The organism is Staphylococcus lugdunensis (genome assembly GCF_001558775.1).
Classification (GTDB): Bacteria; Bacillota; Bacilli; order Staphylococcales; family Staphylococcaceae; genus Staphylococcus; species Staphylococcus lugdunensis.
In genome coordinates this window covers 1,959,199-1,982,868 of sequence record NZ_CP014022.1, presented here as the reverse complement: position 1 = coordinate 1,982,868, position 23,670 = coordinate 1,959,199, and the positions used below count along the sequence as shown (strand labels likewise).

The window sequence follows — 23,670 nt, the reverse complement described above, 5'->3', positions numbered from 1 at the left end:
CAAGGATTTTAATGTAGAATAATAGTAAAGAGGGTAATCATAATTAATAGACTATCCAAAGGCAATAGGAGGATACAATGGAAGAACGCATCGGCTTAATTGACATAGGATCTAACACAATTAGATTAGTCATTTTTAAATTTAGCAAAACAGCTGGCTTGAATGAAATACTAAACATTAAAACACCGGCAAGACTAAGTCAGTACTTAACAACTAAAAAAGAAATGAGCAAAGATGGTATTAAAGTGCTCATTGAAGCGCTTAAAAGCTTTAAAAAAGTTGCACAAGAATTTAACGTTACCGAGTTACATCCGATTGCAACAGCAGCTATCCGTCAATCTAAAAATAAAAACGCCATCATCAAACAGGTCAAAAAAGAATTAAATATTGATATGAAAATCATTCCAGAACTAGATGAAGCCTATTATGGCTTTTATGCCATTACACATACAACAGAAATTGCTAACGGTGTATCCGTTGATATTGGTGGTGGTTCAACCGAAGTAACATTATTTAAAAATAAGGAATTAGTTGAATCACATAGTTTTCCTTTTGGTGTCGTTACACTTACACGTATGTTTTTTGAAAATAAAGCGCACAACAACAAATCAGCTATTAAAGATATGGAAAAATTCATCTCTTCACAATTTGATGAATTATCTTGGCTACAAGATAAAGAAGTAGCCCTTGTCGGTGTGGGTGGTTCTGCACGAAACGTGGCTCGTATTCATCAATCGGAACACTCATATCCAATTGGTGGCGTACATAATTACACAATGTCTAATAATGATATTGAGGAAGTGCTAGATATCATACGCAAAAGTGACCGCGATGACTTAACTAATCTAGATGGACTGAGTCGTGACAGAGTTGATATTATTTTACCAGCTGTCTGCGTATTTAAAGCATTGTATAAAAAAGTAAACGCGACTCAATTTACATTTTCAAGAAATGGGTTACGTGAAGGCTACATCATTAAACAAATTCGTGACCGTTATACAGATGTTTTTGATAAATATAACGTTCGTAAAGAAGCTATCCATTTTCTTGCGAATGAATATCAAATTGAAGAAAGTAGTTCTGCGAGTCGACTTAAATTAGCTAAATCCCTATTGTCACAGATCATGCAATATTCAGAGTTCAATTTAAGCGATAAAGAGCAACGATTGTTTGAAGAAGGCGCGTATATCTATTACTTAGGTAGCTTTATCGATTCAGATTCAAGCTCACCGCATAGCTATTATATTATTGCGAACTCAATGATTAATGGTTATACACATAAAGACCGTGTGAAACTAGCCCTACTTGCCAGCTTTAAAAATAAATCATTGCTAAAATTCTATTGTACTGAGACAAACTGGTTTGGAAATAAAGAAATCGATACCATTCAAATTCTTGGAGGCATTATTAAGTTTGTCAATGCACTCAATATTTCACACACAAGCTTTGTAGAAGATGTCTCATTGAAACCATTGAAAAAAGCTGAAGAAGATTTTGAACTCATCGTTTACCATAAAGGTGAACCTATTGCTGAAAAGTATCAGGCAATGCGCCAAAAAAAACATATAGAAAAAGTCTTAAAGGGTAAAGTTGCCATCACCTTTACAAAATATTAAAACTCTTATGCTATCTTTATGTTAGGTAAAACTGCCATAGCACGTACGTATATAACAAAAATTATGACTAAACGACAAGGTGTGTATAGACAATGCAAAATCAATTGGGAGAAAATAACATCAATTTACCGCAGTATTACAACAATCGAGAACTTAGCTGGTTAGATTTTAACTATCGTGTATTACAAGAAGCTTATGACGATAATAATCCTTTATTAGAAAAGTTAAATTTCATCTCTATCTTTAGCTCTAATTTAGATGAATTTTTTATGGTCCGGGTCGCTGGCTTAAAAGACCAAGTTAAAATGGGATATGATAAGCCTGAAAACAAAGCACAAATGACACCGCAAGAACAAGTTGATGCTATCCAAGAAAAGAATACCACATATGTTGATAAACAATATGAGCGCTATAATGAACTTATCGAAGAACTTCGACAATATGATATCGAAATGTCTCAACCTGAACAATTATCCAACCAACTATTAACTCGTCTTGAACAAGAGTTTAAGACAACCATATTGCCTACGCTTACACCTTTAGGTATTGATGCATATCATCCATTTCCAAAATTAAATAATAAAAGCTTAAATATCTTCGTTGATATTGATACGGAAGATGCGATAAATTCTGCTATTGTTCAAATTCCGTCATTAATACCTAGGTTCATTACACTCAATGAAGGTACAAAACAATATGTATTAATGGTTGAAGATGTGATTACTTATTTCATCAATTATCTATTCACGGGATACGAAGTTTTAAATACGTTTACATTCCGTATTACACGTAACGCCGATTTAACCATTCATGAGGATGGTGCTGAAGATTTACTTATCGAAATTGAACGTTTCTTGAAAGAACGTAAAAGTGGTTCAGCTGTGCGTTTAGAGGTTGACGGTCGCACCGCTAATTCAGACGATATTCCATGGCTCATTGATACGTTAGAAGTTGAGAACAATGACGTGTATTTTGTTAATGGACCACTCGATTTAACATTTTTATTTGGTTTGGTAGACCATTTATCACACAAATTAAAATTCTTAACTTATGAGCAATATACACCACAAGTACCGCGTTCTTTAGGTACTAATAATATTTATGAATTAGCTTTAAAACGCGATATTTTCTTCCATCATCCTTATGAATCATTTCAACCGATTGTCGACTTTATTCGCGAAGCTGCAGATGATCCTGATACAATTGCGATTAAACAAACTTTGTACCGCGTAAGTAAAGATTCACCAATTATTAAAAGTTTAAAAGAAGCTGCCGAAAAAGGTAAACAAGTGACTGTACTTGTAGAATTAAAAGCGCGGTTTGATGAAGAAAATAATGTGCATTGGGCACGTATGTTAGAAGATGCTGGTTGTCATGTCATTTATGGTATGACACACTTAAAAACACATAGTAAAATTGCACTTGTAGTAAAACGTACTCATGGAACATTAACTTCATTCGTACATTTAGGTACAGGTAACTATAACGATAAAACAGCTAAACTCTATACAGATATGGGTATTATTACCACAAATAAAGAAATTGCGGAAGACGCGATTAATTTCTTTAATTATTTAAGTGGCTATTCCGTTAAGCCCGTATATAACAAATTAATCGTGGCACCATTTGATATTCGTGATGTCTTTATCGACCGTATCGACAAAGAAATTAAAAGTCACCACGAACATGGCAATGGCCATATTATCATGAAGATGAATTCATTAACTGATAAAGCGATCATCAAGAAATTGTTCGAAGCTTCTCAAGCAGGCGTTAAAATTCAGTTGATTATTCGTGGCATATGTTGTTTAAAACCTGGAATTCCTGGTATAAGTGAGAATATTGAAGTCGTTAGTATTGTAGGACGATTATTAGAACATTCTCGTATTTATTATTTCTATAATAATGGTGACCAACGTATTTATCTTTCTTCCGCTGACGTCATGACTCGGAATATGATTAAACGTGTTGAAATTTTATTCCCAGTTGAAGATAACGACATTGCCAAACGATTACTAGACTATATGAACTTACAATTATCAGACAATCAAAAGGGACGTTATCAAGATCAATATGGTCAATATCACTATATTAAAAACGATATGTCACCTTTAAATTCACAAGCCTATTTAATGCAAAAAGCAATTAAATATGGTAAACAATTAAAAAAGCTCGCGTCCCAGCCTTCAGGAGTTCCCGTCGTTTCTAAGCGAGGCGCTGGTTGGGTTAAGAAACTCCGTGATACCTTTAAACGATAATACAAACAGCATGGCATATAAATCCCAAAATAATAGCACAAAGATGGTTTAACATAAATCATCTTTGTGCTTCTTTATTTACAACAATATTTCGTATTGTTGGCTCGCATTCTTAGAGGACAACTTCGACACCCCAGCTTGCGTTGTACGTAGAAATGCTTTTCGCATTCCTCTTTGCTGGGGCCCCCACCCCAGCTTGCGTTGTACGTAGAAATGCTTTTCGCATTCCTCTTTGCTGGGGCCCCCACCCCAGCTTGCGTTGTACGTAGAAGTGCTTATCGTATTCCTCTTTGCTTGGCCCTCATCCCAGCTTGCTTTGTTAGTAAAAACTGATTTTGCCAGTTTTTATGTCTGCAAATAAGATTGTAGAAATCATAATGGAAGAAAAGAATCAGGCGCTGGAACTCTAATCACTTACATGTATATCCCAACATGTTTTTCTAATTTTTTACTGGGTTCTGGTACCATTGTTTTAAATATTGATAGAGTACTTCACTATATGTTTGCAATTCTGTCGCAGTAATTTTTTCATCTACACTATGCGCTTCGGTCAAACTTCCGGGACCATATAAAATTGTTGGTATACCAAAGTGTGCTGTCCAACCACCGTCTGTAACTGTCGTACTCATACCATGTTCTAAAGGTTTATAATGTACAAGTTCATGTGCCTGTTGCAAAGCTTTAAATCCTGGATGGGTCGTTGGGATTTCAAAACTTGGAAAAATCTCTCCTTTATCTTCAATCATTGATGCACCACCCCATTCAAAGGACAATGGATGATCTTTCAACCAAATATCAGCTGCAGCTACTTGGTTTAAATATGTTTCAATTTCTGCAATAACATCTTCATAGCATTCATTAGGTAAATAGTGTACCGTAATCCATAAACGACATTCATCAGCAATAAAAGCAGGATGTCGGCCTCCTTCAATAACAGCAGGATTGATTGTATTTGCGCCAGGTGGCATTCCTGGACTCGATTTCATCACTGCCCAATGCCGTTCTAATTCATTTAATGCTTGAATGACTTTCATCATTTTTTCAATAGCGCTGGCACCAAATAAGCCACCACCTGCATGTATAGTTTGATGACGTGCGCCATCGTGTATTGTGTGCTTACTTTTAACTGTAATCCAGCCTGTAATCACGCCACCTTGACCTAACGCCATATTATCACTCGTATCTAAGACTAATGCTAAGTCGGCTTTAGGTCCGATTTCACAAGCACGCTTTGTCCCTGCTTCACCAACCTCTTCCCCAACTACAGAATGAACAATAATATCACCTTGAGGGAGACGTCCTTCTTGATGTAATCGCTCTAAGACATAAAATAAAGCAGCCATGCCACCTTTCATGTCACTAACACCACGACCATAGAGCCAGTCGTTAACATGCGTTAATTCAAATGGCGGATAGTTCCACTCACGATCATCATCGACAGAAGCCACATCCACATGTCCATTTAAAATTAACTTTGGTGCTGTTGGATCCTCACCTTTTAACGTGGCTACAATAATACTGTCATTAGGATAAAGTACCTCACGTTGAATTGTAAAACCTAAATCCTCAAGCAAGCGTTGAATATCATCTTGCAAAGAATCTGTATTACGTCCAGGAGGGCTTTCTGTATTATATTTCACCAATAATTCTAACAAGTCGAATAATCTTTGTTCCAATGTTGTCATCACCCTTCATTACTTAGAAATTAGCTTATTCTATAATATCAGTGTAACATTCCCCAAGACATGGTTAGCAACTGAATAAATTAAACTTAATTTGATGTCAAAGCTTTAATCATTACCATAAACTGCATCGATTATTTTTAAAATTCCGATAGTTCATTAAAACCTTGGCTTATATTTTACGAAAATATTTCTATACTGGTCGTATAGTAATTTGATTTACATTGACATGTGGCGGTTGCATTATGGCATAACGTATACTTTCAGCTATGTCATAGGTCTCTAGCTTTTTGCGGCCTCCAAAATCACTCTGTTCAGTCATTGGCGTATCAACCATACCTGGTAAAATACTAGTCACTTTAATGCCTGTACGTGCTAAATCTTTTTCTAACCCTCGACTAATCATCTGGACAGCAGCTTTTGTTGCACTATACACAGTACTATCTTTAGTTACCTCTTCAGCACTAATAGATGCTAAATTAATAATATGTCCCTCTTTGTATTGCTGAAAATGTGGTAAAACTGCATTAATAGCATACAAAGTACCCTTTAGATTCGTGTCAATCATTGCATCCCAATCCTCAACTTGATGACTTGTGATTTGTGAACTTAAACTTAAACCTGCACTGTTAACAAGAATATCCACTCGACCAAAGTACTCAATCGCTTTAGCAATTAGTGCTTCTACCTCCTGACGTTGAGTCATATCTATTTCTACTATTAAGCGTTCATATTTACGCATATGCATAGCCACTTGATTTAATCTTTTTCTATTGCGTCCTGCTAATACAACTCTGAATCCCATGCTATGCATAGCTTTAGCAATTTCTTTACCAATACCACTACTTGCCCCAGTTATTACAGCAACACGTCCTACGATATTATCCATTTATAACTACATCCTTTTCTTTTTGGCTTAGTATCTTTATAACCACTGTTGTTAAAACTAAAACAACTTACAAATTCCATTTGTAAAATATAATATTAAGGTATAAAGTGGAAGTATGTCTAATTAAAATGGGTTTATAGAAAGGGAGATAATGATGACTTATCATGATCGTGTCATGAAATTAAGAGCAGAAAAGAAACGCATGGGATTCAGTTTTCGTTTTGAAGACTTATTTAGTGAAGAAGAATTACTGAATATGACGGTAGCACAACGTAAAACAGCCGAAAAAAAGTTTATTCGTGAAATTGATAACATGCAGGATGTTCGCATGCCCTTTAGCAGTCAAGATGGCTTCAAAAATAAACTTTATAATTTAGAGTATCAATATAATGAGGTTAAAAAGAATTTTAAAGTTGTTTAATACTAAAAGCCCACAACCAGTACGCATTGGTTTGTGGGCTTTCCAGAGATTATTCAATGTTATTGGGGTATATATGATGCCCTTGATGTTCGCCAGGAAGGGCATACGATACTTGGGTCAAAAAAGTCGAGTTCTTTTTTAGGGGCTGTCTTGATTAACTAGGTACAACTTCCTTGTGTTCAAGACCATATTGATATAATCGTTCTGCATCGATATATGGCATAGAGTCGATAGTGATGTAACCATCTCTAATATCACCAATTAATCCTTGGTTTACGCCTGTATGCACATGAATTTTATAACTGCTTTCATTTGAAAAAATAACTTGTTCAATTACTTTTCGCATCAGTTATCACTCCAATTACTTATTCCTTACATCTACTATAATACGCTCTTTTTTTATTTTTTAAAGTAATATGTGATGTATTTCACAAATTAGTCATTTATCTTAAAATTCACTTTATTTGTATATTTCAACTAATTTGAAGCTGCTTAAATTTGAGGTAAACCGACTGCAATTGTGAACAATTTATTGATGTATAGCCTTATTAAAATACGCATTGGCAGTTTCACCAATTGTTTCTGATAGCGCTGGATGAGGTTGAATCATAGCAGCTAAGTCTTCAAGTTGACCATGTGCAGCTCGCATAGCTGACATTTGCCCGACCACATCCGTAGCATTAGGACCCGCAGCAAAAATACCTAAAATATGGTGCGTGGCTTTATCAATAACCATTTTTATTACACCATTTGTTTCCCCCTTTATTAAAGCTTTCGGCGCTTCTTTAAAGTTTGATTGTGTCACTTTTACGTCATAACCTTGAGCAATTGCTTGTGCTTCAGATAAACCTATTGACGCTGATTCAACTCGCGTATAAATACATCTTGGTATATCCTCTTGTTTCACAGGGTCGGGATTCAGTCCTGCAATTTTCTCAGCCACAACGGCACCATGTGCACTTGCTGTATGCGCCAGTTGATAACCGGCTACAAGATCTCCAATTGCATAGACATGTGGCACCGATGTTTCGTTAAACTCATTCACTTTAATTGTTTTATCTTCCATAGTTAAATTAAGAGATTCAAATGCTTGTAAATTAGGACGTCGCCCAGTTGCAAATAGTAGTGTACCATAGGGTAACTGTGAACCATTTTCTAAATAAACAGCATCAGTATCTACTTTATTGACACGCGCATGTGTAACAATCTTTACACCCTGATGATCTAATAACTTCCGTATCGACGCTTGAACATCTTTATCCTCAGAGCGCAATATATTGTCACCAGACTCTAAAATCGTTACATGAACACTTAAATCAGCCATGGCAGATGCGAGTTCTGTCGCAATGACACCACCACCGACAATCGTTATTTGTTCTGGTAAAGTGGAATGCTTAAAGAACGAATCCGTCGTTTCATAATCAATCTTATCAACACCCTCAATAGGTGGCACGAATGGTGAACTTCCAGTCGCTAATACAATATCATTGGCATGAAGTACGCGGCCATTGACTTCAACAGATAAATCACTATGAACTACCGCTTCTCCTTGTATGTAATTTACATGATTTTCATCAAAAAGATGGTGAACATTGCCAATAATCTCATCCACCACCTCATCCTTACGATGATTCATTTTGTTAATATCCAGCTCAATATGATTTGCAAAAATGCCCCAATCTTTCGCTTGATTCATTTCATAAACACGCTTGCCATGTTCAATCAACAGCTTAGATTGAATACATCCTACATTGAAACATGTGCCCCCCACACGGTCCTTTTCAATGACGGCAACCTTCATCCCTAATTGAGCAGCGCGAATACTCGCAACATAACCCCCGGGTCCAGCACCGACCACAATCAAATCAAACTGTTCAACCATCATCTAAACCCCTTTCACAATGTGTGTATTGTAAATTTATTGTAAACGCTTACTTCAATACTCATCATTATCATATCGTTAAGGATTGAGACGTGCAAATGAAAACAAGAATTAAATGATTAGTATAAATAAATGATGAAACTTACTTCACTTTTAGCCATTCACTAAGAATTTCTAAATTATAAAGAGAGCGGTTAGAATTCATTGTGAATTCGTATTCCCGCCCCTGCATGGTTGACTTGAATTGAAAAAGCTTGGGATAAGCATATTTTTAATCCCGTCAACTACTTCCAATATAGAGTTCAGAGCCTAAAAAATTATGCCCTATCCCCCATTCTTATGATTCAACTTTAATATTTTAATGTTTGGAATAGCTGTTTATAGTTAGCGATGGCTTGAGTTTCCCTTAGTTGGTTTTTGGTCTGAACTTGTGAAAGAGGTTCTTTAACAATATCTGCCATTCTTTGGGCGAAGGCATCAATGTTGTTTGGTTCTACAAGATAACCGTTTGCGCCATCGTCGATAATTTCTGCTGGACCATATCGGACATCATATGAAATCACTGGGCAGCCTACTTCAATACTCTCCATAACGGTAAGTCCAAATCCCTCATATGCACTTGTGAGTAATGACGCTTTTGATTTTCTAAATTCGTCTAATGGATTTGATGTAAAATCATGAATTGTCACTTTATCTTGTATACCAAAATCATTAATTAAATCAAGCATCAGTTGCTTTTGTTTGTCTTCATCTGCACCAAACACGTCAAGTCTCGTGCCATAACCATAACTTAAGAAACGGTGATAAGCCTTAATCAGATGGTCAACTTGCTTTTGTAAACTTAATCTACCTATAAAGATAAAACGATCTTGTTGCTGGATACTATCATGTTGAGGATAAGGTTGAATAAAATGCGGTAAAACTGTAATTTGTTGTTCACTAATGTCAAACGTACTTTGGATATCGCGCTTTTGCATCTCTGTTAACAAGACATACTGCGCAACATTTTCTGAATGCTCTAATGCAAACCGATATGACCGATTTATTTGCTGTCCTTCTAAATGACTATTATGAAATACTAAAACATTTTTCGTCTTATGTGTTTGTTTGAGTAATGGCATATCTAACAATCTTGCATCATTAAAGACAATATCACCGTCTTGGAAGCGCTGTTGAAAGTAATATTGGAATAGTTCTTTTTCTGACTTAAAAGCACGATAAAATAAATTATTTTTATAAATTTGAATAAAATCAATGCGTTTTGCAACTGTAGAATCAAAAAATTTACGGCAATACACGTTACCTGTTTGATCGATATATTCTTCCATTATTTTACGAAATGTTTGTCGTGAATAAAATGTTTTCCGATGCATCTGTCCATATTGATTAAACTCTCTGCGTTCAATTTTCTTTTTAGAAATTGGAGACATGACATCTTCAAATTGCACAATATCTGTGTTTTCATAATATTTTCGATATAAAACATACGTTTTTTCATTGTAATAACGCACCACATTGCCATCGTCAGATACTTTATAAGTTAGCCCTTCAATATCACGATTTGTTTCATGATATATGATCTTTTTCCTAAATTTTGTTGTAGGTATATTTAATAATTTAAAGCCAGATAACCAATCATACATATTTTCAAAAGTTGTAGACGGCGTTACTGTACCTTCTTCTCTAAATTGATGATATACCTCTAAATAATTAGCATTATAATTGGTTGTATAAATTTTATTTTGAATTCCTAGGTGTTGATCTAATAGGCGTATTCGACTCAATAATGCCTTAGTTCTTCCACCGTGTACGGGTGGTAATATACTTGTTACCGTGTTAATCATATATACATCTTCACCTTTAACATCCCTTTATATTTAGTCAATATTAATCCATTATATACTTTTTGTTCTTCTAAATATACAGCAAACAACAAAATTGCCCTCATAAATAATGACTTAGAATATTTCAAAATTCTATTTTTCTGTTTATAATTAATGTGATTGAGTTTACATTTCAAATGAGGATGTATGTTTTTTAAATAGAAGAATGAACGTATAAATATAGAAAAGGATGTCGTCGAAATGAACAAAGACCAATGGATTGCTAAAGCCAAAGAAAGTTTAACGCATACTTTCTACGAACAGCAATCAGCTGAAGAACAAGATGAAGGATTTGATACTACGCTTGCCTTTGGTACTGCTGGTATTAGAGGGAAATTCGGTCTAGGGGAAGGCCGTTTGAATAAATTTACAGTAAATAAAGTGGCTATCGGACTATCACGTTTTCTGCTAAAACAGCACAAAACACCGTCTGCGGTCATACATTATGATACAAGACATTTATCACCAGAATTTGCTCAAATCATAGCAAATGTTCTCGCAAGTCATGATATCACTGTTTACTTATCAGACACCTATCGCACTACACCAGATTTATCATATGCTGTCAGATATTTAGAAGCAGATGCTGGCGTCATGATTACAGCAAGCCATAACCCTAAAGACTATAACGGTATTAAAGTTTATGGTGCTGATGGTGGGCAGTTATCTACCGAACCTTCTAATAAACTTAGTAACATCATAGCGCAACTGGGTGATCCACTCTCACTCAATACTTATGAAGACATTGGAAATAAAACAGAGAATATTTATGCTGTACCAACTGAGGTGCGTAACCATTACTTTAATGATGTTCAACGACTCGTAGGTAATATTCCATCATCAGATTTAAAGGTCGTCTTTACAAGTTTACACGGTACGAGTGTCCCTGTTGTCCCAAATATTTTGGATGAACTTCACTTTACGAATTACAAGTTAGTAGAAGCACAATGCCAACCAGATGCGGAGTTCAGCTCAGTGACAAGTGCAAACCCAGAGGATCATAAGGCCTTTGACCAAGCAGTGTCATTAGCTCAAGAAACGAACGCAGATTTACTGATTTGTACAGATCCAGATGCTGATCGCTTAGGAATTGCTGAACGTGACGAAGCTGGTCATATACATTATTATAATGGCAATCAAATTGGTGCTTTACTGTTAAATTATCGTATCAAGCAAACAGCAAAGATGACAAATCGTCTAATGATACAATCGATTGTCAGCAGCGAACTCAATGTGCGCCTAGCGCAGCATAACCATATCAACACTCGTCAAGTACTCACAGGCTTTAAATATATTGCCCAGGAAATCAGGCAGCTACCAGCTGATGAACACTTTATATTTGGATATGAAGAAAGTTATGGTTACCTAGCTGGTGACTTTGTACGCGATAAAGATGCAGTACAAATCGTCCCTTTGATTATTAAATATGCATCCCAATTGAAAAACGAAGGTAAAATGTTAAAAGATGTATTAAACCAAATTTATGAAACGGTTGGATATCACCATGATAAGTTGTTTTCTCATACCTTTGAAGGCACTGCTGGCAAACAAAAAATTCATGCACTTATGACAACCTTTAGACAACATACACCTCATCATATATCAGGTCTAAAAGTTACAGCCATTGAAGATTTTGAAAAAGGAGAAAAAATCAATCTCGTATCACAAACCATATCGCCTATAACATTACCGACAGCTAACGTCATTAAAATTTATTTTAACGAAGGCTTTATCGCATTACGCCCATCCGGCACAGAACCTAAAATCAAACTCTATGTATCTTTAAGTGTCGACCACTTTGAACAAACTGCACAAGCAATCAATCAAGCCGTTTTTAAATAATTTACTACAATCTCGCCTATGTAAAAGGTTGAATAACAACACCTACGTCTATATATTGGAACCAAGACGTAGGTGCTGTTATAATTCTTGTTTAAATTGGCATTCTATAACTTTAAATGACTAGAACAATGTGTTTACTAACTTTTTAATTATATGAGGTGCATTAGAATGAACAATTTTAGAGAGACATTAAAAGCAATAGGTTGGTGGGATTTAATCTTCCTTATACCAATGTTTCTCCTATTGAGCTACTTACCAATTTATAATGTTTTTAGCATAATATTAAACGTTATTATTGTATTCTTCTTTGCCATGGGACTGATTTTAACTACACATATCTTATGGGACTACTTTAAATCCAGACGTTAGTTCAAAACGTTTTAAATATATGACAAATGTAACCTATGGTCATCTCATTAAATATTATTTTAAGTCACTTTATATCCCCCAAAATAAATGGTGGTTGTGCTTCATATTTTTCCTTGTCTAAATGTTCTTTTTTAATGATTTCATCTGCTCCTATTTTGTTTTTAGCCTCTTCCTCTTTAAATAATTTTCCAAGTGTTTTGGGGTTATACCCTACTTCTTTAATGAATTGAAATTCATTAACTGAAGAAATCAGTATTTTAAAGTAATATTTTTGGTTATTATTAACATATCCATTTACAAAGTAACTACCCATTGGACTTTTTGTAAAACTCGTGACTTTCATTGAATGATATTCTTTAAGATTGTGTTTAAAGTACAAATCAATCCGCTTCTACTGTACTTCTATGTAATGATCTTTTTGACGTTTATGTAGTAAAAAGATTGAAAAGCTGATAACTAGCAGTATAAAAAGCAAAAACAAAGCCATTCTTTTTCTTGAATTCATTATGCCCCACCTTTCCAGTATTTCCGCTTATTTTAAATAGTATTTTATTAGTAGAATTTATCAATGATTTAAATTATTTATTTAATTTCATTTTAATATTTCATTCACTTTAAATTCCATTATATTACTGTATATATAATGCTAATATAATTAAAACTATGACCCAGGTGAACAACTATGACAATCAATTTAATACATAATAATAAAGAACACTTTACTTTTTTGTTAAGTTAAACAATAAGTGAAGTGTTCGTTTAGTGTTATCAATATTTTTGAATTATCGAGTTTATAAATTTAAATCTTTAATAAACTGTGTTAATTCTTCTTTCATTTCTTGATCTTTGAGAGCATATTCTATCGTTGTTTTAACAAACCCAAGTTTTTCTCCAACATCGTAGCGATCACCTTCAAAATCGTATGCATATACTTGATCATCTTTGTTTAGGCGTTCGATAGCATCTGTCAATTGTATTTCATTTCCAGCGCCTCTTTTTTGTGTTTTTAGATAATCAAATATATTGGCAGTTAAGACGTATCGTCCCATAATAGCTAAATTTGACGGTGCAGTACCTTGTGCTGGTTTTTCAACGAATTGTTTAACTTCATAACGACGACCATGTTTCTCTAAAGGATCTATGATGCCATAACGGTGTGTGTCTGATTCTGCTACTTCTTGCACACCAATAACGGACTTACCAGTCTCATCATACGCATCCATTAGTTGTTTGATTGCTGGTGTATCTGATTCTACTATGTCATCACCTAATAATACCGCAAATGGCTCATCACCTATAAATTGTCGCGCTGAATAAATCGCATGTCCTAAACCTTTTTGTTCTTTTTGTCTCACATAAAAAATATTAGCTAAATCCGTAGAATATTGGACTTTTTTTAGTAATTCTGTTTTCCCTTTTTCTTCTAATACCATTTCCAATTCTTTTTGATTGTCAAAATGGTCTTCGATGGCACGTTTATGTTTCCCAGTCACGATAATAATATCTTCAATTCCCGCACGTGACGCTTCTTCAACGATATATTGAATCGTTGGTTTATCTAAAATGGGTAACATCTCTTTAGGCATCGCTTTAGTTGCTGGCAAGAAACGTGTCCCTAATCCAGCAGCAGGTATGATGGCTTTTTTTATTTGTTTCATATCGTTTAGTAACCCCTTTCAATTTCAGTTTAAATTTTATCATTATTTGTAGTCTATTGATAGGGATTTTAACTGATATTTCATACTACACTATATTATTGCTATGATGATATATGTTTAGACAAACAGACTTATGAACAAGATGAAAATAATTCCTGACACAGAGATTATCGTTTCTAACATTGACCATGTTAAGAAGGTTTCTTTAACAGTTAAACCAAAGTATTCTTTAAACATCCAAAAGCCAGCGTCATTTACATGTGATAAGATGACACTTCCTGCACCAATCGCTAGCACAACAAGTGCTACATTTGCGTCTGAATGTTGCAGTAAGGGTAGCACAATACCCGTTGTGGATATTGCTGCAACCGTTGCTGAACCCAATGATATTCTTAATACTGCAGCTACAATCCATGCAAGTAAAATAGGTGACATCGTTGAACCTTCAAACATTTTAGAGATGGTATCACCGACACCGCCATCAATCAGTACTTGTTTAAATGTACCTCCACCGCCAATGATTAAAATCATCATGCCAATAGGATAAATTGCATTCGTTACAGATTCCATTATGTCATTTATTTTTCTGCCACGATGTAAGCCCATTGAGAAAATAGCAAAGATAACTGCAATCAACATTGCTGTTCCTGCTGTACCTATAAAGTAAACAACAGATTCAAAACCATTAGTCGCTTTACTGTGACCTGTAATCAATTGTACGATTGTAGAAAACAACATTAACAATACAGGTAATATTGCCGTAAATATACTCAAACCAAAACTTGGCATTTCTGCTTCTGTAAATGTTTTTTGTGTACCTAATGATGAAATATCGCCAACCTTAGTATATGCAGACGGCACCATTTTTTGTGCAAGCTTATTAAAGACAGGTCCTGCAATAATCGTTACTGGAATCGCAATAATAATACCAAATAATAAGACTTGACCAATATCTGCTTTCAATTCTTTAGCGATAACCACAGGCCCTGGATGCGGTGGTAAAAATCCGTGTGTCACTGATAAAGCAGTGACCATTGGCAATCCTAATTTAAGCGCAGATACGTTTGCGCGTTTAGCAATCGTGAATACTAGCGGGATTAATAAGACTAATCCTACTTCAAAGAACAGTGCAATACCGACAATAAATGCAGCTATTAACATTGCCCATTGTACGTACTTTTGACCGAATTTGTTAATCAAAGTATCGGCAATACGGTTTGCACCGCCACCATCTGCAAGTAATTTTCCAAGCATAGCTCCGAGCCCAAATATTAACGCAATATGTCCAAGCGTACTACCCATTCCGGCTTCGATTGTCGTCATAATTTTGCTTAATGGCATCCCTAATAACATCGCAGTTATTACTGATGTAATAATTAATGCAATAAATGTATTGAGTTTCAAACCTATAATTAATCCTAGTAGAATGATAATGCCTAGGACAACACTGATTAATGGCCAAATTTCTCCAAACATGGCAATCCCCTCTTCTTTAATCATTTTTAATTTATATTCTTACGTTGAAATGCAGCTATTTCTGTATAGTGATCTTCAAGTGAACGGCTTAAGTTGATAAAGATAGATACTAATTGTTGATAAATCTGTACCGTATCCGGATTTGGCTCATGATGATGTGTTGTTCCTACCATATCTTCGATTACAGAAAAATCTTCAATCTCACCTAATGCTAATAAGCCTAAGACACATGCACCTAGACACGAACTTTCATAACTTTCTGGCACAATTAACTTAGTATCAAAAATATCCGCCATCATTTGACGCCATACTTCACTTTTCGCAAAACCACCTGTCGCTTTAATCTTATTTGGCGTTTCATTCATGACTTCTATCAAAGCTAAATACACCGTATATAAGTTGAATAATACACCTTCTAATGCTGCACGTATCATATGTTCCTTTTGATGTGATAGCGTTAAACCAAAGAAGGAGCCACGTGCATCAGCATTCCACAGCGGTGCACGCTCTCCCGCTAAATACGGATGAAAAATCAATCCCTCCGCTCCTGGTGTTACTCTGCTAGCAATTTTCGTTAACACATCATAAGGATCGACGCCTAAACGCTTTGCAGTCTCTACTTCACTGGCTAAAAGTTCATCACGTAACCAGCGCAAGATGACACCACCATTATTTACTGGACCACCAATCACATAATGATTTTCTGTCAACACATAACAGAAAATACGTCCTTTGTAATCCGTGCGTGGTTTATCAATAACCGTCCGTATTGCACCTGAAGTCCCTATTGTTACTGCAACTTCACCTTTCCGATAGCTATTCACACCTAAATTAGAAAGTACACCATCACTTGCGCCAACAATCACAGGGGTATTTTCATCTATGCCCATCAATGTTGCATAACGCTTTTTCATGCCTTTTAAAATATGCGTTGTCGATACAAGCTGAGGTAATTGATCTCTTGAAATACCTAGTAAATCAAGCACCTCATCATCCCAATCTAGCTTTTCTAAATTAAATAAGCCTGTAGCTGATGCCATCGAATGGTCGATGACAAACGTATCAAAAAGTTGGTGTAATATGTAAGATTTGATATCTAAAAAGTACGCTGTATGCTGAAATATTTCTGGTTGTTCATGTTTCATCCAAAATATTTTTGCTAGCGGCGACATCGGATGAATAGGTGTACCCGTACGTTGATAAATATTCAAACCGTGATGTTGTTTATTTAATCGTTCTGCGTAGTGACTGGCTCTATTATCCGCCCAAGTGATACTTTCAGTTAAGCGTTGGTGCGCTGCATTGACGGCTACGAGACTATGCATCTGTGCGCTAAAGGATATTAATTTAATATCTTCTTTAGCAATATCTGTCTCACGCACGACATATTTAACTGTCATTAGTACTGCATCGAATAATTCATCAGGATTTTCTTCTGAAATATCAACGTTTGGTGTATGCAGTGGATAACCAATATGATGTTTCATAATAAATTGTCCATGTTCATCGTAAAGTACTGATTTTGTGCTTGTCGTTCCAATATCGACACCAATCATATATTTCATAACGAACCCCTCTTTCTTTGTTATTTAACGTAACCAAAAGCTATCAATGTCTTTACCAACATCATCAAAGTTTAAATGAAATGCTTCACGTAACTTTGCTGTATCATAAGACGCAATAGCATCTATAAAAACGCTATGATTATGATGAATGCGTTCAAAATCCTCTATATCTTGCTGCATACGTTGTCGCATAGAAAGTAGAATTAGTGCTTCCATTACCGGTTTTAAATGATGCCAAAACGTTTTTAAATATTGATGATTAGTAGCAAAAATAACTGTTTCATGAAATTTAAAATCATGTTCTGTAAATGCTTCGGCATCCTCAAATTGCACTGCAACTTTCATCATTTCAAGATGTTTGCGCATATTTTTCGCAATACTTTGAAGGTCTTTATCTTTAATTTTGGCAAAAGCAAATGATTCAAGCATAAGCCGCAAGTCATACATTTCCTTTTTCTCTAGTTCACCAAATGCTAATACTTTCGCGCCCATACGTTCTAATTGAATCAGTTGATCGGTTTGTAATAACTTAAAGGCATCACGCACTGGGGAACGACTTACGTTATACTGCTTTGCCACTTGATTTTCGGTTAACAATGTATCTGTTTGTATTGTACCTTTAACAATTTGTAAACGAATTTCGGCTGCCAGTGCTTCACCTTTCGTCATGCCTTCTTGCCAAGCAACTGGATAATGGTCAGTCATCTCATCACCTCACTTATTTTTATTACAATCTAACTTGTATACAAGTATATTAATATATCACCCTTACTTTTGCAAGCGCTTTCTTTTTGATTGCACAGCTGTATTGAACTAATCAATGATACATTTTAAGGTCATATTTTTACTTTTTAAGCATAAAAAAATCCCCCAACACTTTTTAATAAAAGTTTGGAGGATTGTATAACTGATGGACTATTTAACTTCAGCACAATAATGTGTTTCGTGACAATGTGGGCAAGAGAGCTTACGTGTATGCATCGTATGTCGCGCTTTAATAAATGACCACATTCCTGGTTTAAAGCGTGTGTGACAATTTGGGCATAAATAATAAATATAGTGTCGATAAAAATATACAATACCTATCCCATAAATCACCAACAATGGTAGAACTTTGACAAATGGTAGCGCGCTGCGGTGTATAATACTAATAACAATACTTGTGTATTAAATAACCCCTATCACACCCGCACTTAACCATAGACGTCGATAAAAAGATTTTAGTTGTTTTGATTTTGTCATCATTAGATGAATGTCTGTAAATTCTTCTATTGGAGAAGTAGAATGTTGTGCAATCATCCTTTGTAATTGATTAATTGTATCGACAGTGCGTTTTGCATCATGCATGTCTTGTTCTAAGTTCTCTTTCTTCAATTGTAATATCAGTTTCAAAGATTTTAGTTGTTGATCGTCATTTAATAATTTCTTAATGTCATCAAGCGACAGTTCTAACTCTTTCAACAATAAGATTAATTTCAAACGTTTTAAACTTTGTTCATTGTACATACGTCGTTGTCCATCCGTTGTACTTGCAGGTAGCAATAAACCTTTTTTGTGATAATACTGTAATGTACGCACTGTAATATTAAATTGCTGCGCTACTTCTCCGATACTATATTGAGACATTCAAGTCACCTCCTACCGTTAACGTACGCTATGACCTTACGTCACGTGCAAGCTTTTTTTAAAAATTTTTAAAAATTTTAGACATACGGCAGTCTTAAAACCCACTTATGAAGCTACCCATGCTTTTATTTGATCGACAATACCTTTCGTATCATCTTCTTGAGATTCTAGGACCGTAGGAAAATCTAAATGACCGATACCAGGGTAAACAACTTCAACTGCAGTACCACCAAACTCTTGATATTTTAGTAGCGTTTCATGCGAATCAGTATAAGGAATAATTTCGTCATCTTCTCCAGATATAAATAGCAGTTTAGGAAATTGCTCAATCTCTTCAATGTCTGGTAAATAGTCCGCTTTAATTGAATATTCAATATCCGTTAATATCGTTTTTACTGGTGCTAAAAAGGAAAATATATCTTTAGCACTTTCAGTTTTGGCATAAACTGTTTTATCTAATATATACTGTGGCAAGTTTTTTATTGCTGCCATTTCATCCTTTAAATGTTCACGCTTACTATCACTTGAAAATAATCGCGACAGCATACTGGTATTCGGGGTTATCCGAGCTGCACTATTTAAATAGACAAGATGTGTAATTGGTAATGTATTAAATTTAAGTAGTCGTGTCGCTATCATGCCACCCATTGAATAGCCTAGCAACATCATCTTTTTAATTCCATGCTGCTCAACCACTTGACTCAATACATCATATATCCTCTCAGAATAATCATCTAAAGTGTCTTTCGTTGTTGTTAATTCGGAACTTTCTCCTCTGCCTGGACAATTGACAAAAATCATTTGATATTCTCTGAAGTACGGCTCGAACATTGCCATAATACGGTAAGTCATCATCGCACCATGAATAAAGACAATGATGTCTGATGATGATCTATCTCCAGCAAATACGACTTCGCTTTGCTCATGATCATAATGTTTCAATGTATATTGTTCTGTCGAAAAATTCTGTTTGTTCATTCTTATAACACCTTAATTATTTTTATATTAATAGTCACTATTATAGTGAACTTCTATATAGTTAAGCATACACCAGAACATGAAATGCTTGGCGTCTTCTTTTCCATGGTCGTTTATCGTTTTGATATTTCGGAATGCATTTGTTGCATTTTTGCTTCGACGTTTGTAATTTCATTGGCACATTCTGTTAGGCGGTCTTTGTAGTCTTCCGTATTTGCGTTATTTTTATAGCGTATTTTATGTTCTAAGCTTGCCCACATATCCATGCCAATGGTTCTAATTTGAATCTCAACTGGTGTGATTTGGACACTATCTGATAAAAATACTGGAATTGTTACAACAAGATGTAAACTACGGTAACCATTTTCTTTAGGATGTTCAACATAATCTTTACGTTTTAATAATTCAACATCTTCTTGTTGTACAAGCATACGCTCAATCTCATAAATATCTTCTAAATAATTACAGACCACACGAATGCCGGCGATATCCATGATATGTTCTTTCGCATTTTGTGCATTGACAGGCAATCCTTTGCGCTTAAGCTTTTTCACTAAACTACTCATTTCCTTTATACGACGTTCCATATGGTGAATTGGATTATGCTTATAAACATAATTAAAGTTATCATCTAAAATATCTAGCTTAGTACAAATTTCTTTTAGTGCAGATGAATAAATATGATCTAATTCAACAAAGCCAATTAATGTATTAAAGGCTTCATCGCTATTTTTAAAATTGTTAATATTGCTATTAAATTCATGTCTTAAGTCTTCTATGTAAAGTGATGGCTTTCTTTCTACGTACATATTACTTCCTCCCGTCTTCGTTACATGTCTATTATAACGAATTTTGACTTAAACATAAGGAATTAACACTGTCATCACTCACATCATTATATAATTAAGGGAGCGGGACAGCATTCATTATGAATTCTTAGTCCCGCCCCGGCAAGGTTGACTAGGATTGAAAAAAGCTTGGTATTAGCGTATTTTCAATCCAGTCAACTAATGCCAATATAGAACTCAGAGCCTGAAATATAATTATATCCCAGACTCTTAGTAATATTATTGACTATTTTTCTTATGCGTGATTACGTGGGTATTTCGATTTTCTGCAATCTTTTGTGCACGTTCTACTGCTTGCTTTTTAGTATTATAAGTTGCTGTTGCCTGCTTTGCTCCTGATGTTTTAACTTTCCATTTTTCATCCTCAAAATATACATGAACGTTGTGATCATTTAGTTGTGGTTGCGCACTATTATCTTTCTCGTGTTGTGTAATATGTTTATACTTTAGTTGCTCTAATTCTGATTCGGTTGCATCTTGATACCATTTTTCTGCTTGCTGTGTAGCAATTGGAATCACATCATGCTCATCATAACCATCCTTGAGCATTGCATTTCCAATGTCTATCGCTTTTTTACGTTCAAGCTGCGCTAAATTCTTCCAAGAAGGCGGATAATCGCTCATTGTCCAAGGCATGATAACACTCCTTCAATAACACGTATTTAATTAATAACATACCCTATACGCCATGATATAAACCCATCAGCCTTGTTGCGTAGCACTGCCATCTTCGGCATCCGAAATGTCTTTACGCTCAGCCAAACAATTGTTTTGTAGTTTCATCAAAGCCGATTTAATGTAGTTATATTGTGGTAAATCTGAAAGTGTATTTAAGGTTAACTGACTTTGAATATCGAAATGTTTCGCGATATTTTCAAATGTTACTAAATATTCTCCTAACTGTGTATCTGAAATGGTATAGCGCTGGTGATCAGCCATTGCGCGCATTAGCATAAAGTTGATTTCTTCTAACGCATAAATACTAGGATAGTAATAATTAATTACTTCTCTATTGCTAAAAATTTCACCACTTGCTGATTGATATACTTGAATCATATTCGACATTTTAACCGATAAATCCACACTTTCTGTACGTGTATACGCATCGTTGTCATAATAGTTTGCTGAAAATAAATAATGAAATACGCTAGCTTCTTTACGTACAACTTCTGCAATTGCATGAGGCAACATAGATGATGCCGTTTTACGATTTAATATTAAAATTCCTACTATAGCAATAGTAATTCCGATAATAACATCCAATATGCGTGTATAGGCAATCTCCATCGATAAATTTCCTGAAGCTAAACCATTGAGTAAAATGACCTGCGTGGTAATAAAAATAACGGCAAAAGCATAATTTGCACCTACAAAAGCTTCGGTCATAGCTGCAGCTGCCCCCATTAAAATAACGGCAATCATCGTATGAGGATGGAAATAAAGAATACCGGATAATAACAAAGCCCCAAGAATTGTTCCAATGCCACGAGCGAATGCACGGTCAAACATTCGAACAGTTGTCATACCAAGCATGACTGTATGAGCTGAAATTACAATCCAATATGACTTTTGAATATTAAATGCTAATGCCACGAAGATAGCAACTGCCATAACAAGCGCATAAATACAAGTGTTTTTAAAAACAAATGAATCAAGTGTTAAATTCTGAATAATACGTTTACTGTATAGTGGTTGACGGACCTTGGCCTCATGTTCAAGTTGCGTGTCTTGAGCATGAACTAACGCATCTATTTTTAAAATATGCTGTTCTAAATTATCGAATGTATTATCAATATCGACAGTTTTTGACCATAATTGCTGCTTTTCTCCTTTGCTAGTAGCATTATGTACAATCATTTCAACCATTTGAATTAAGTCTTGTGGCAAAGGGCGCACTTGGTTCTCATGTAATTCAAGTAATTCTGAATAAATACCTTGTGCTGTAGTATGTAAGAGTAATAACTTTTGAAAACGCGCGCTATATTTATCATGACGATTAGCTGCTGATGTGATTAAAAGTTTATCTGAATTATTAAAAGTTGCTACCGCAGATTGTGTTGCTTGTTTAAACGCATCGGGATTATCATAGTGATGCATTAGGTGTTGAATCATTTGGAAGTCCGCTTTAATTGCTTGGTCTTCAGGCTTTTCTTTGGTAAGACATATCGTAATTAAGACAACAATTGTTGCTAGTAATCCCCCAACTAACATTGCTAAACCTCTCACCCAAAAACTAGCCGGATCGACAGGCAAGTTACTAGATAAGGCAAATGTTACGATAAAGAATGTTGATGATGGCCCAGCAATTTTTAAAGCATTAAACATATAATACGATATGACAGTAACAATAAGTAGTAAAAGCCCATACAATACAGGTTGTATAACAGTTAATGTGCCTAGCATCATACAGGTGGTAAAGGATAAAGAACAAACAATAACCGTTCTAATCATAGACTTTGCTGCACCTTTAAAAACATAAATATGAGATAATGTGCCTGTTGCCACCAGAATTCCAAGACTAAAGTAACCCATAAAGTAACCTATGAATGCTGGAATAATCATTAACAATCCTTGTCGTAAGCCTTTAAGATAATCTATTTTGTCTTTATTGATTTGGCTTAGCGATGTGAATAATGAAGTCACCTTTATCTCTCCTTTCTATCAATCATTTGAAACA

At 35.0% G+C, this 23,670-nt stretch carries 20 protein-coding genes; 5 read left to right on the top strand and 15 right to left on the bottom strand.

The window, feature by feature from the left end:
- Positions 1–77 precede the first annotated feature (77 nt).
- Positions 78–1,616, top strand: a complete 1,539-nt coding sequence (ppx, locus tag AL499_RS09180; RefSeq protein ID WP_002492475.1) for an exopolyphosphatase — start codon at positions 78–80, stop codon at positions 1,614–1,616.
- Positions 1,617–1,708: 92 nt separating this feature from the next.
- On the top strand, positions 1,709–3,874 hold the full coding sequence (locus AL499_RS09175) for an RNA degradosome polyphosphate kinase (RefSeq protein WP_002478653.1): 2,166 nt from the start codon (positions 1,709–1,711) through the stop codon (positions 3,872–3,874).
- Positions 3,875–4,314: 440 nt separating this feature from the next.
- On the opposite strand, the gene AL499_RS09170 is transcribed toward AL499_RS09175, so the two are convergent.
- Together AL499_RS09170 and AL499_RS09165 are read right to left on the bottom strand one after the other, a co-directional pair.
- On the bottom strand, positions 4,315–5,559 hold the full coding sequence (locus tag AL499_RS09170; RefSeq protein ID WP_002492410.1) for an acetylornithine deacetylase: 1,245 nt from the start codon (positions 5,557–5,559) through the stop codon (positions 4,315–4,317).
- Between the two features lie 190 nt (positions 5,560–5,749).
- Positions 5,750–6,445: an SDR family oxidoreductase gene (locus AL499_RS09165; protein ID WP_002492382.1), complete on the bottom strand. Its 696-nt coding sequence runs from the start codon at positions 6,443–6,445 to the stop codon at positions 5,750–5,752.
- Between the two features lie 154 nt (positions 6,446–6,599).
- On the opposite strand from AL499_RS09165, the gene AL499_RS09160 reads away from it, so the two are divergent.
- Complete coding sequence (locus AL499_RS09160) at positions 6,600–6,866, top strand: DUF1413 domain-containing protein (RefSeq protein ID WP_002492443.1); 267 nt, start codon at positions 6,600–6,602, stop codon at positions 6,864–6,866.
- A 154-nt stretch (positions 6,867–7,020) separates the two neighbouring features.
- Here AL499_RS09160 and AL499_RS09155 read toward each other — a convergent pair whose 3' ends face one another.
- The 3 genes from AL499_RS09155 to AL499_RS09145 all read right to left on the bottom strand — a co-directional run bounded on the left by AL499_RS09155 (position 7,021) and on the right by AL499_RS09145 (position 10,592).
- A complete protein-coding gene (locus tag AL499_RS09155) occupies positions 7,021–7,212 on the bottom strand; it encodes a hypothetical protein (RefSeq protein WP_002460385.1) in 192 nt (63 codons plus the stop codon).
- Between the two features lie 183 nt (positions 7,213–7,395).
- Positions 7,396–8,748, bottom strand: a complete 1,353-nt coding sequence (gene lpdA / locus AL499_RS09150; RefSeq protein ID WP_002492495.1) for a dihydrolipoyl dehydrogenase — start codon at positions 8,746–8,748, stop codon at positions 7,396–7,398.
- Positions 8,749–9,098: 350 nt separating this feature from the next.
- Positions 9,099–10,592, bottom strand: a complete 1,494-nt coding sequence (locus AL499_RS09145; protein WP_002460388.1) for a glycosyltransferase — start codon at positions 10,590–10,592, stop codon at positions 9,099–9,101.
- A 240-nt stretch (positions 10,593–10,832) separates the two neighbouring features.
- Between AL499_RS09145 and AL499_RS09140 the strand changes: the two genes are divergently transcribed.
- On the top strand, positions 10,833–12,473 hold the full coding sequence (locus AL499_RS09140) for a phospho-sugar mutase (RefSeq protein ID WP_002492569.1): 1,641 nt from the start codon (positions 10,833–10,835) through the stop codon (positions 12,471–12,473).
- A 153-nt stretch (positions 12,474–12,626) separates the two neighbouring features.
- Complete coding sequence (locus tag AL499_RS12770; RefSeq protein ID WP_371089512.1) at positions 12,627–12,842, top strand: DUF6007 family protein; 216 nt, start codon at positions 12,627–12,629, stop codon at positions 12,840–12,842.
- Between the two features lie 64 nt (positions 12,843–12,906).
- Here the strand turns inward: AL499_RS12770 and AL499_RS12765 are convergent, their stop codons facing one another.
- The 10 genes from AL499_RS12765 to AL499_RS09090 all read right to left on the bottom strand — a co-directional run bounded on the left by AL499_RS12765 (position 12,907) and on the right by AL499_RS09090 (position 23,636).
- Positions 12,907–13,185, bottom strand: coding sequence for a DUF1433 domain-containing protein (locus tag AL499_RS12765; RefSeq protein WP_230578662.1), 279 nt, complete (start codon positions 13,183–13,185; stop codon positions 12,907–12,909).
- Positions 13,186–13,633: 448 nt separating this feature from the next.
- On the bottom strand, positions 13,634–14,500 hold the full coding sequence (gene galU / locus AL499_RS09130) for a UTP--glucose-1-phosphate uridylyltransferase GalU (RefSeq protein ID WP_002460395.1): 867 nt from the start codon (positions 14,498–14,500) through the stop codon (positions 13,634–13,636).
- 117 nt (positions 14,501–14,617) lie between these two features.
- Complete coding sequence (locus AL499_RS09125) at positions 14,618–15,976, bottom strand: gluconate:H+ symporter (RefSeq protein ID WP_002478644.1); 1,359 nt, start codon at positions 15,974–15,976, stop codon at positions 14,618–14,620.
- Positions 15,977–16,002: 26 nt separating this feature from the next.
- Positions 16,003–17,541 (bottom strand): gluconokinase, encoded by a 1,539-nt coding sequence (gntK, locus tag AL499_RS09120; protein ID WP_002492573.1) that lies wholly within the window; start codon positions 17,539–17,541, stop codon positions 16,003–16,005.
- A gap of 24 nt (positions 17,542–17,565) precedes the next feature.
- Positions 17,566–18,246: a GntR family transcriptional regulator gene (locus tag AL499_RS09115; protein WP_002460400.1), complete on the bottom strand. Its 681-nt coding sequence runs from the start codon at positions 18,244–18,246 to the stop codon at positions 17,566–17,568.
- Positions 18,247–18,708: 462 nt separating this feature from the next.
- Entirely contained in the window at positions 18,709–19,167 is a 459-nt protein-coding gene (locus AL499_RS12760) for a MerR family transcriptional regulator (RefSeq protein ID WP_002492442.1), read from the bottom strand.
- Positions 19,168–19,272: 105 nt separating this feature from the next.
- Complete coding sequence (locus tag AL499_RS09105; RefSeq protein ID WP_002492562.1) at positions 19,273–20,145, bottom strand: alpha/beta fold hydrolase; 873 nt, start codon at positions 20,143–20,145, stop codon at positions 19,273–19,275.
- 113 nt (positions 20,146–20,258) lie between these two features.
- Positions 20,259–20,954 (bottom strand): GTP pyrophosphokinase, encoded by a 696-nt coding sequence (locus tag AL499_RS09100; protein WP_002460404.1) that lies wholly within the window; start codon positions 20,952–20,954, stop codon positions 20,259–20,261.
- A gap of 258 nt (positions 20,955–21,212) precedes the next feature.
- Positions 21,213–21,629: a DUF2188 domain-containing protein gene (locus AL499_RS09095; RefSeq protein WP_002492468.1), complete on the bottom strand. Its 417-nt coding sequence runs from the start codon at positions 21,627–21,629 to the stop codon at positions 21,213–21,215.
- Between the two features lie 66 nt (positions 21,630–21,695).
- Positions 21,696–23,636: an FUSC family protein gene (locus AL499_RS09090; protein ID WP_002492533.1), complete on the bottom strand. Its 1,941-nt coding sequence runs from the start codon at positions 23,634–23,636 to the stop codon at positions 21,696–21,698.
- Between the last annotated feature and the right edge of the window lie 34 nt (positions 23,637–23,670).

Coding starts and splice junctions, on each gene's coding strand:
- AL499_RS09100 (WP_002460404.1), bottom strand. CDS start 20,954: ATGTACGTAGAAAGAAAGCCATCACTTTACATAGAAGACTTAAGACAT.
- AL499_RS09115 (WP_002460400.1), bottom strand. CDS start 18,246: ATGACTGACCATTATCCAGTTGCTTGGCAAGAAGGCATGACGAAAGGT.
- AL499_RS09175 (WP_002478653.1), top strand. CDS start 1,709: ATGCAAAATCAATTGGGAGAAAATAACATCAATTTACCGCAGTATTAC.
- AL499_RS09105 (WP_002492562.1), bottom strand. CDS start 20,145: ATGAACAAACAGAATTTTTCGACAGAACAATATACATTGAAACATTAT.
- AL499_RS12765 (WP_230578662.1), bottom strand. CDS start 13,185: ATGAAAGTCACGAGTTTTACAAAAAGTCCAATGGGTAGTTACTTTGTA.
- AL499_RS12770 (WP_371089512.1), top strand. CDS start 12,627: ATGAGGTGCATTAGAATGAACAATTTTAGAGAGACATTAAAAGCAATA.
- lpdA (WP_002492495.1), bottom strand. CDS start 8,748: ATGGTTGAACAGTTTGATTTGATTGTGGTCGGTGCTGGACCCGGGGGT.
- AL499_RS09140 (WP_002492569.1), top strand. CDS start 10,833: ATGAACAAAGACCAATGGATTGCTAAAGCCAAAGAAAGTTTAACGCAT.
- gntK (WP_002492573.1), bottom strand. CDS start 17,541: ATGAAATATATGATTGGTGTCGATATTGGAACGACAAGCACAAAATCA.
- AL499_RS12760 (WP_002492442.1), bottom strand. CDS start 19,167: ATGTCTCAATATAGTATCGGAGAAGTAGCGCAGCAATTTAATATTACA.
- AL499_RS09095 (WP_002492468.1), bottom strand. CDS start 21,629: ATGCCTTGGACAATGAGCGATTATCCGCCTTCTTGGAAGAATTTAGCG.
- ppx (WP_002492475.1), top strand. CDS start 78: ATGGAAGAACGCATCGGCTTAATTGACATAGGATCTAACACAATTAGA.
- galU (WP_002460395.1), bottom strand. CDS start 14,500: ATGAAACAAATAAAAAAAGCCATCATACCTGCTGCTGGATTAGGGACA.
- AL499_RS09145 (WP_002460388.1), bottom strand. CDS start 10,592: ATGATTAACACGGTAACAAGTATATTACCACCCGTACACGGTGGAAGA.
- AL499_RS09165 (WP_002492382.1), bottom strand. CDS start 6,445: ATGGATAATATCGTAGGACGTGTTGCTGTAATAACTGGGGCAAGTAGT.
- AL499_RS09155 (WP_002460385.1), bottom strand. CDS start 7,212: ATGCGAAAAGTAATTGAACAAGTTATTTTTTCAAATGAAAGCAGTTAT.
- AL499_RS09160 (WP_002492443.1), top strand. CDS start 6,600: ATGACTTATCATGATCGTGTCATGAAATTAAGAGCAGAAAAGAAACGC.
- AL499_RS09170 (WP_002492410.1), bottom strand. CDS start 5,559: ATGACAACATTGGAACAAAGATTATTCGACTTGTTAGAATTATTGGTG.
- AL499_RS09125 (WP_002478644.1), bottom strand. CDS start 15,976: ATGTTTGGAGAAATTTGGCCATTAATCAGTGTTGTCCTAGGCATTATC.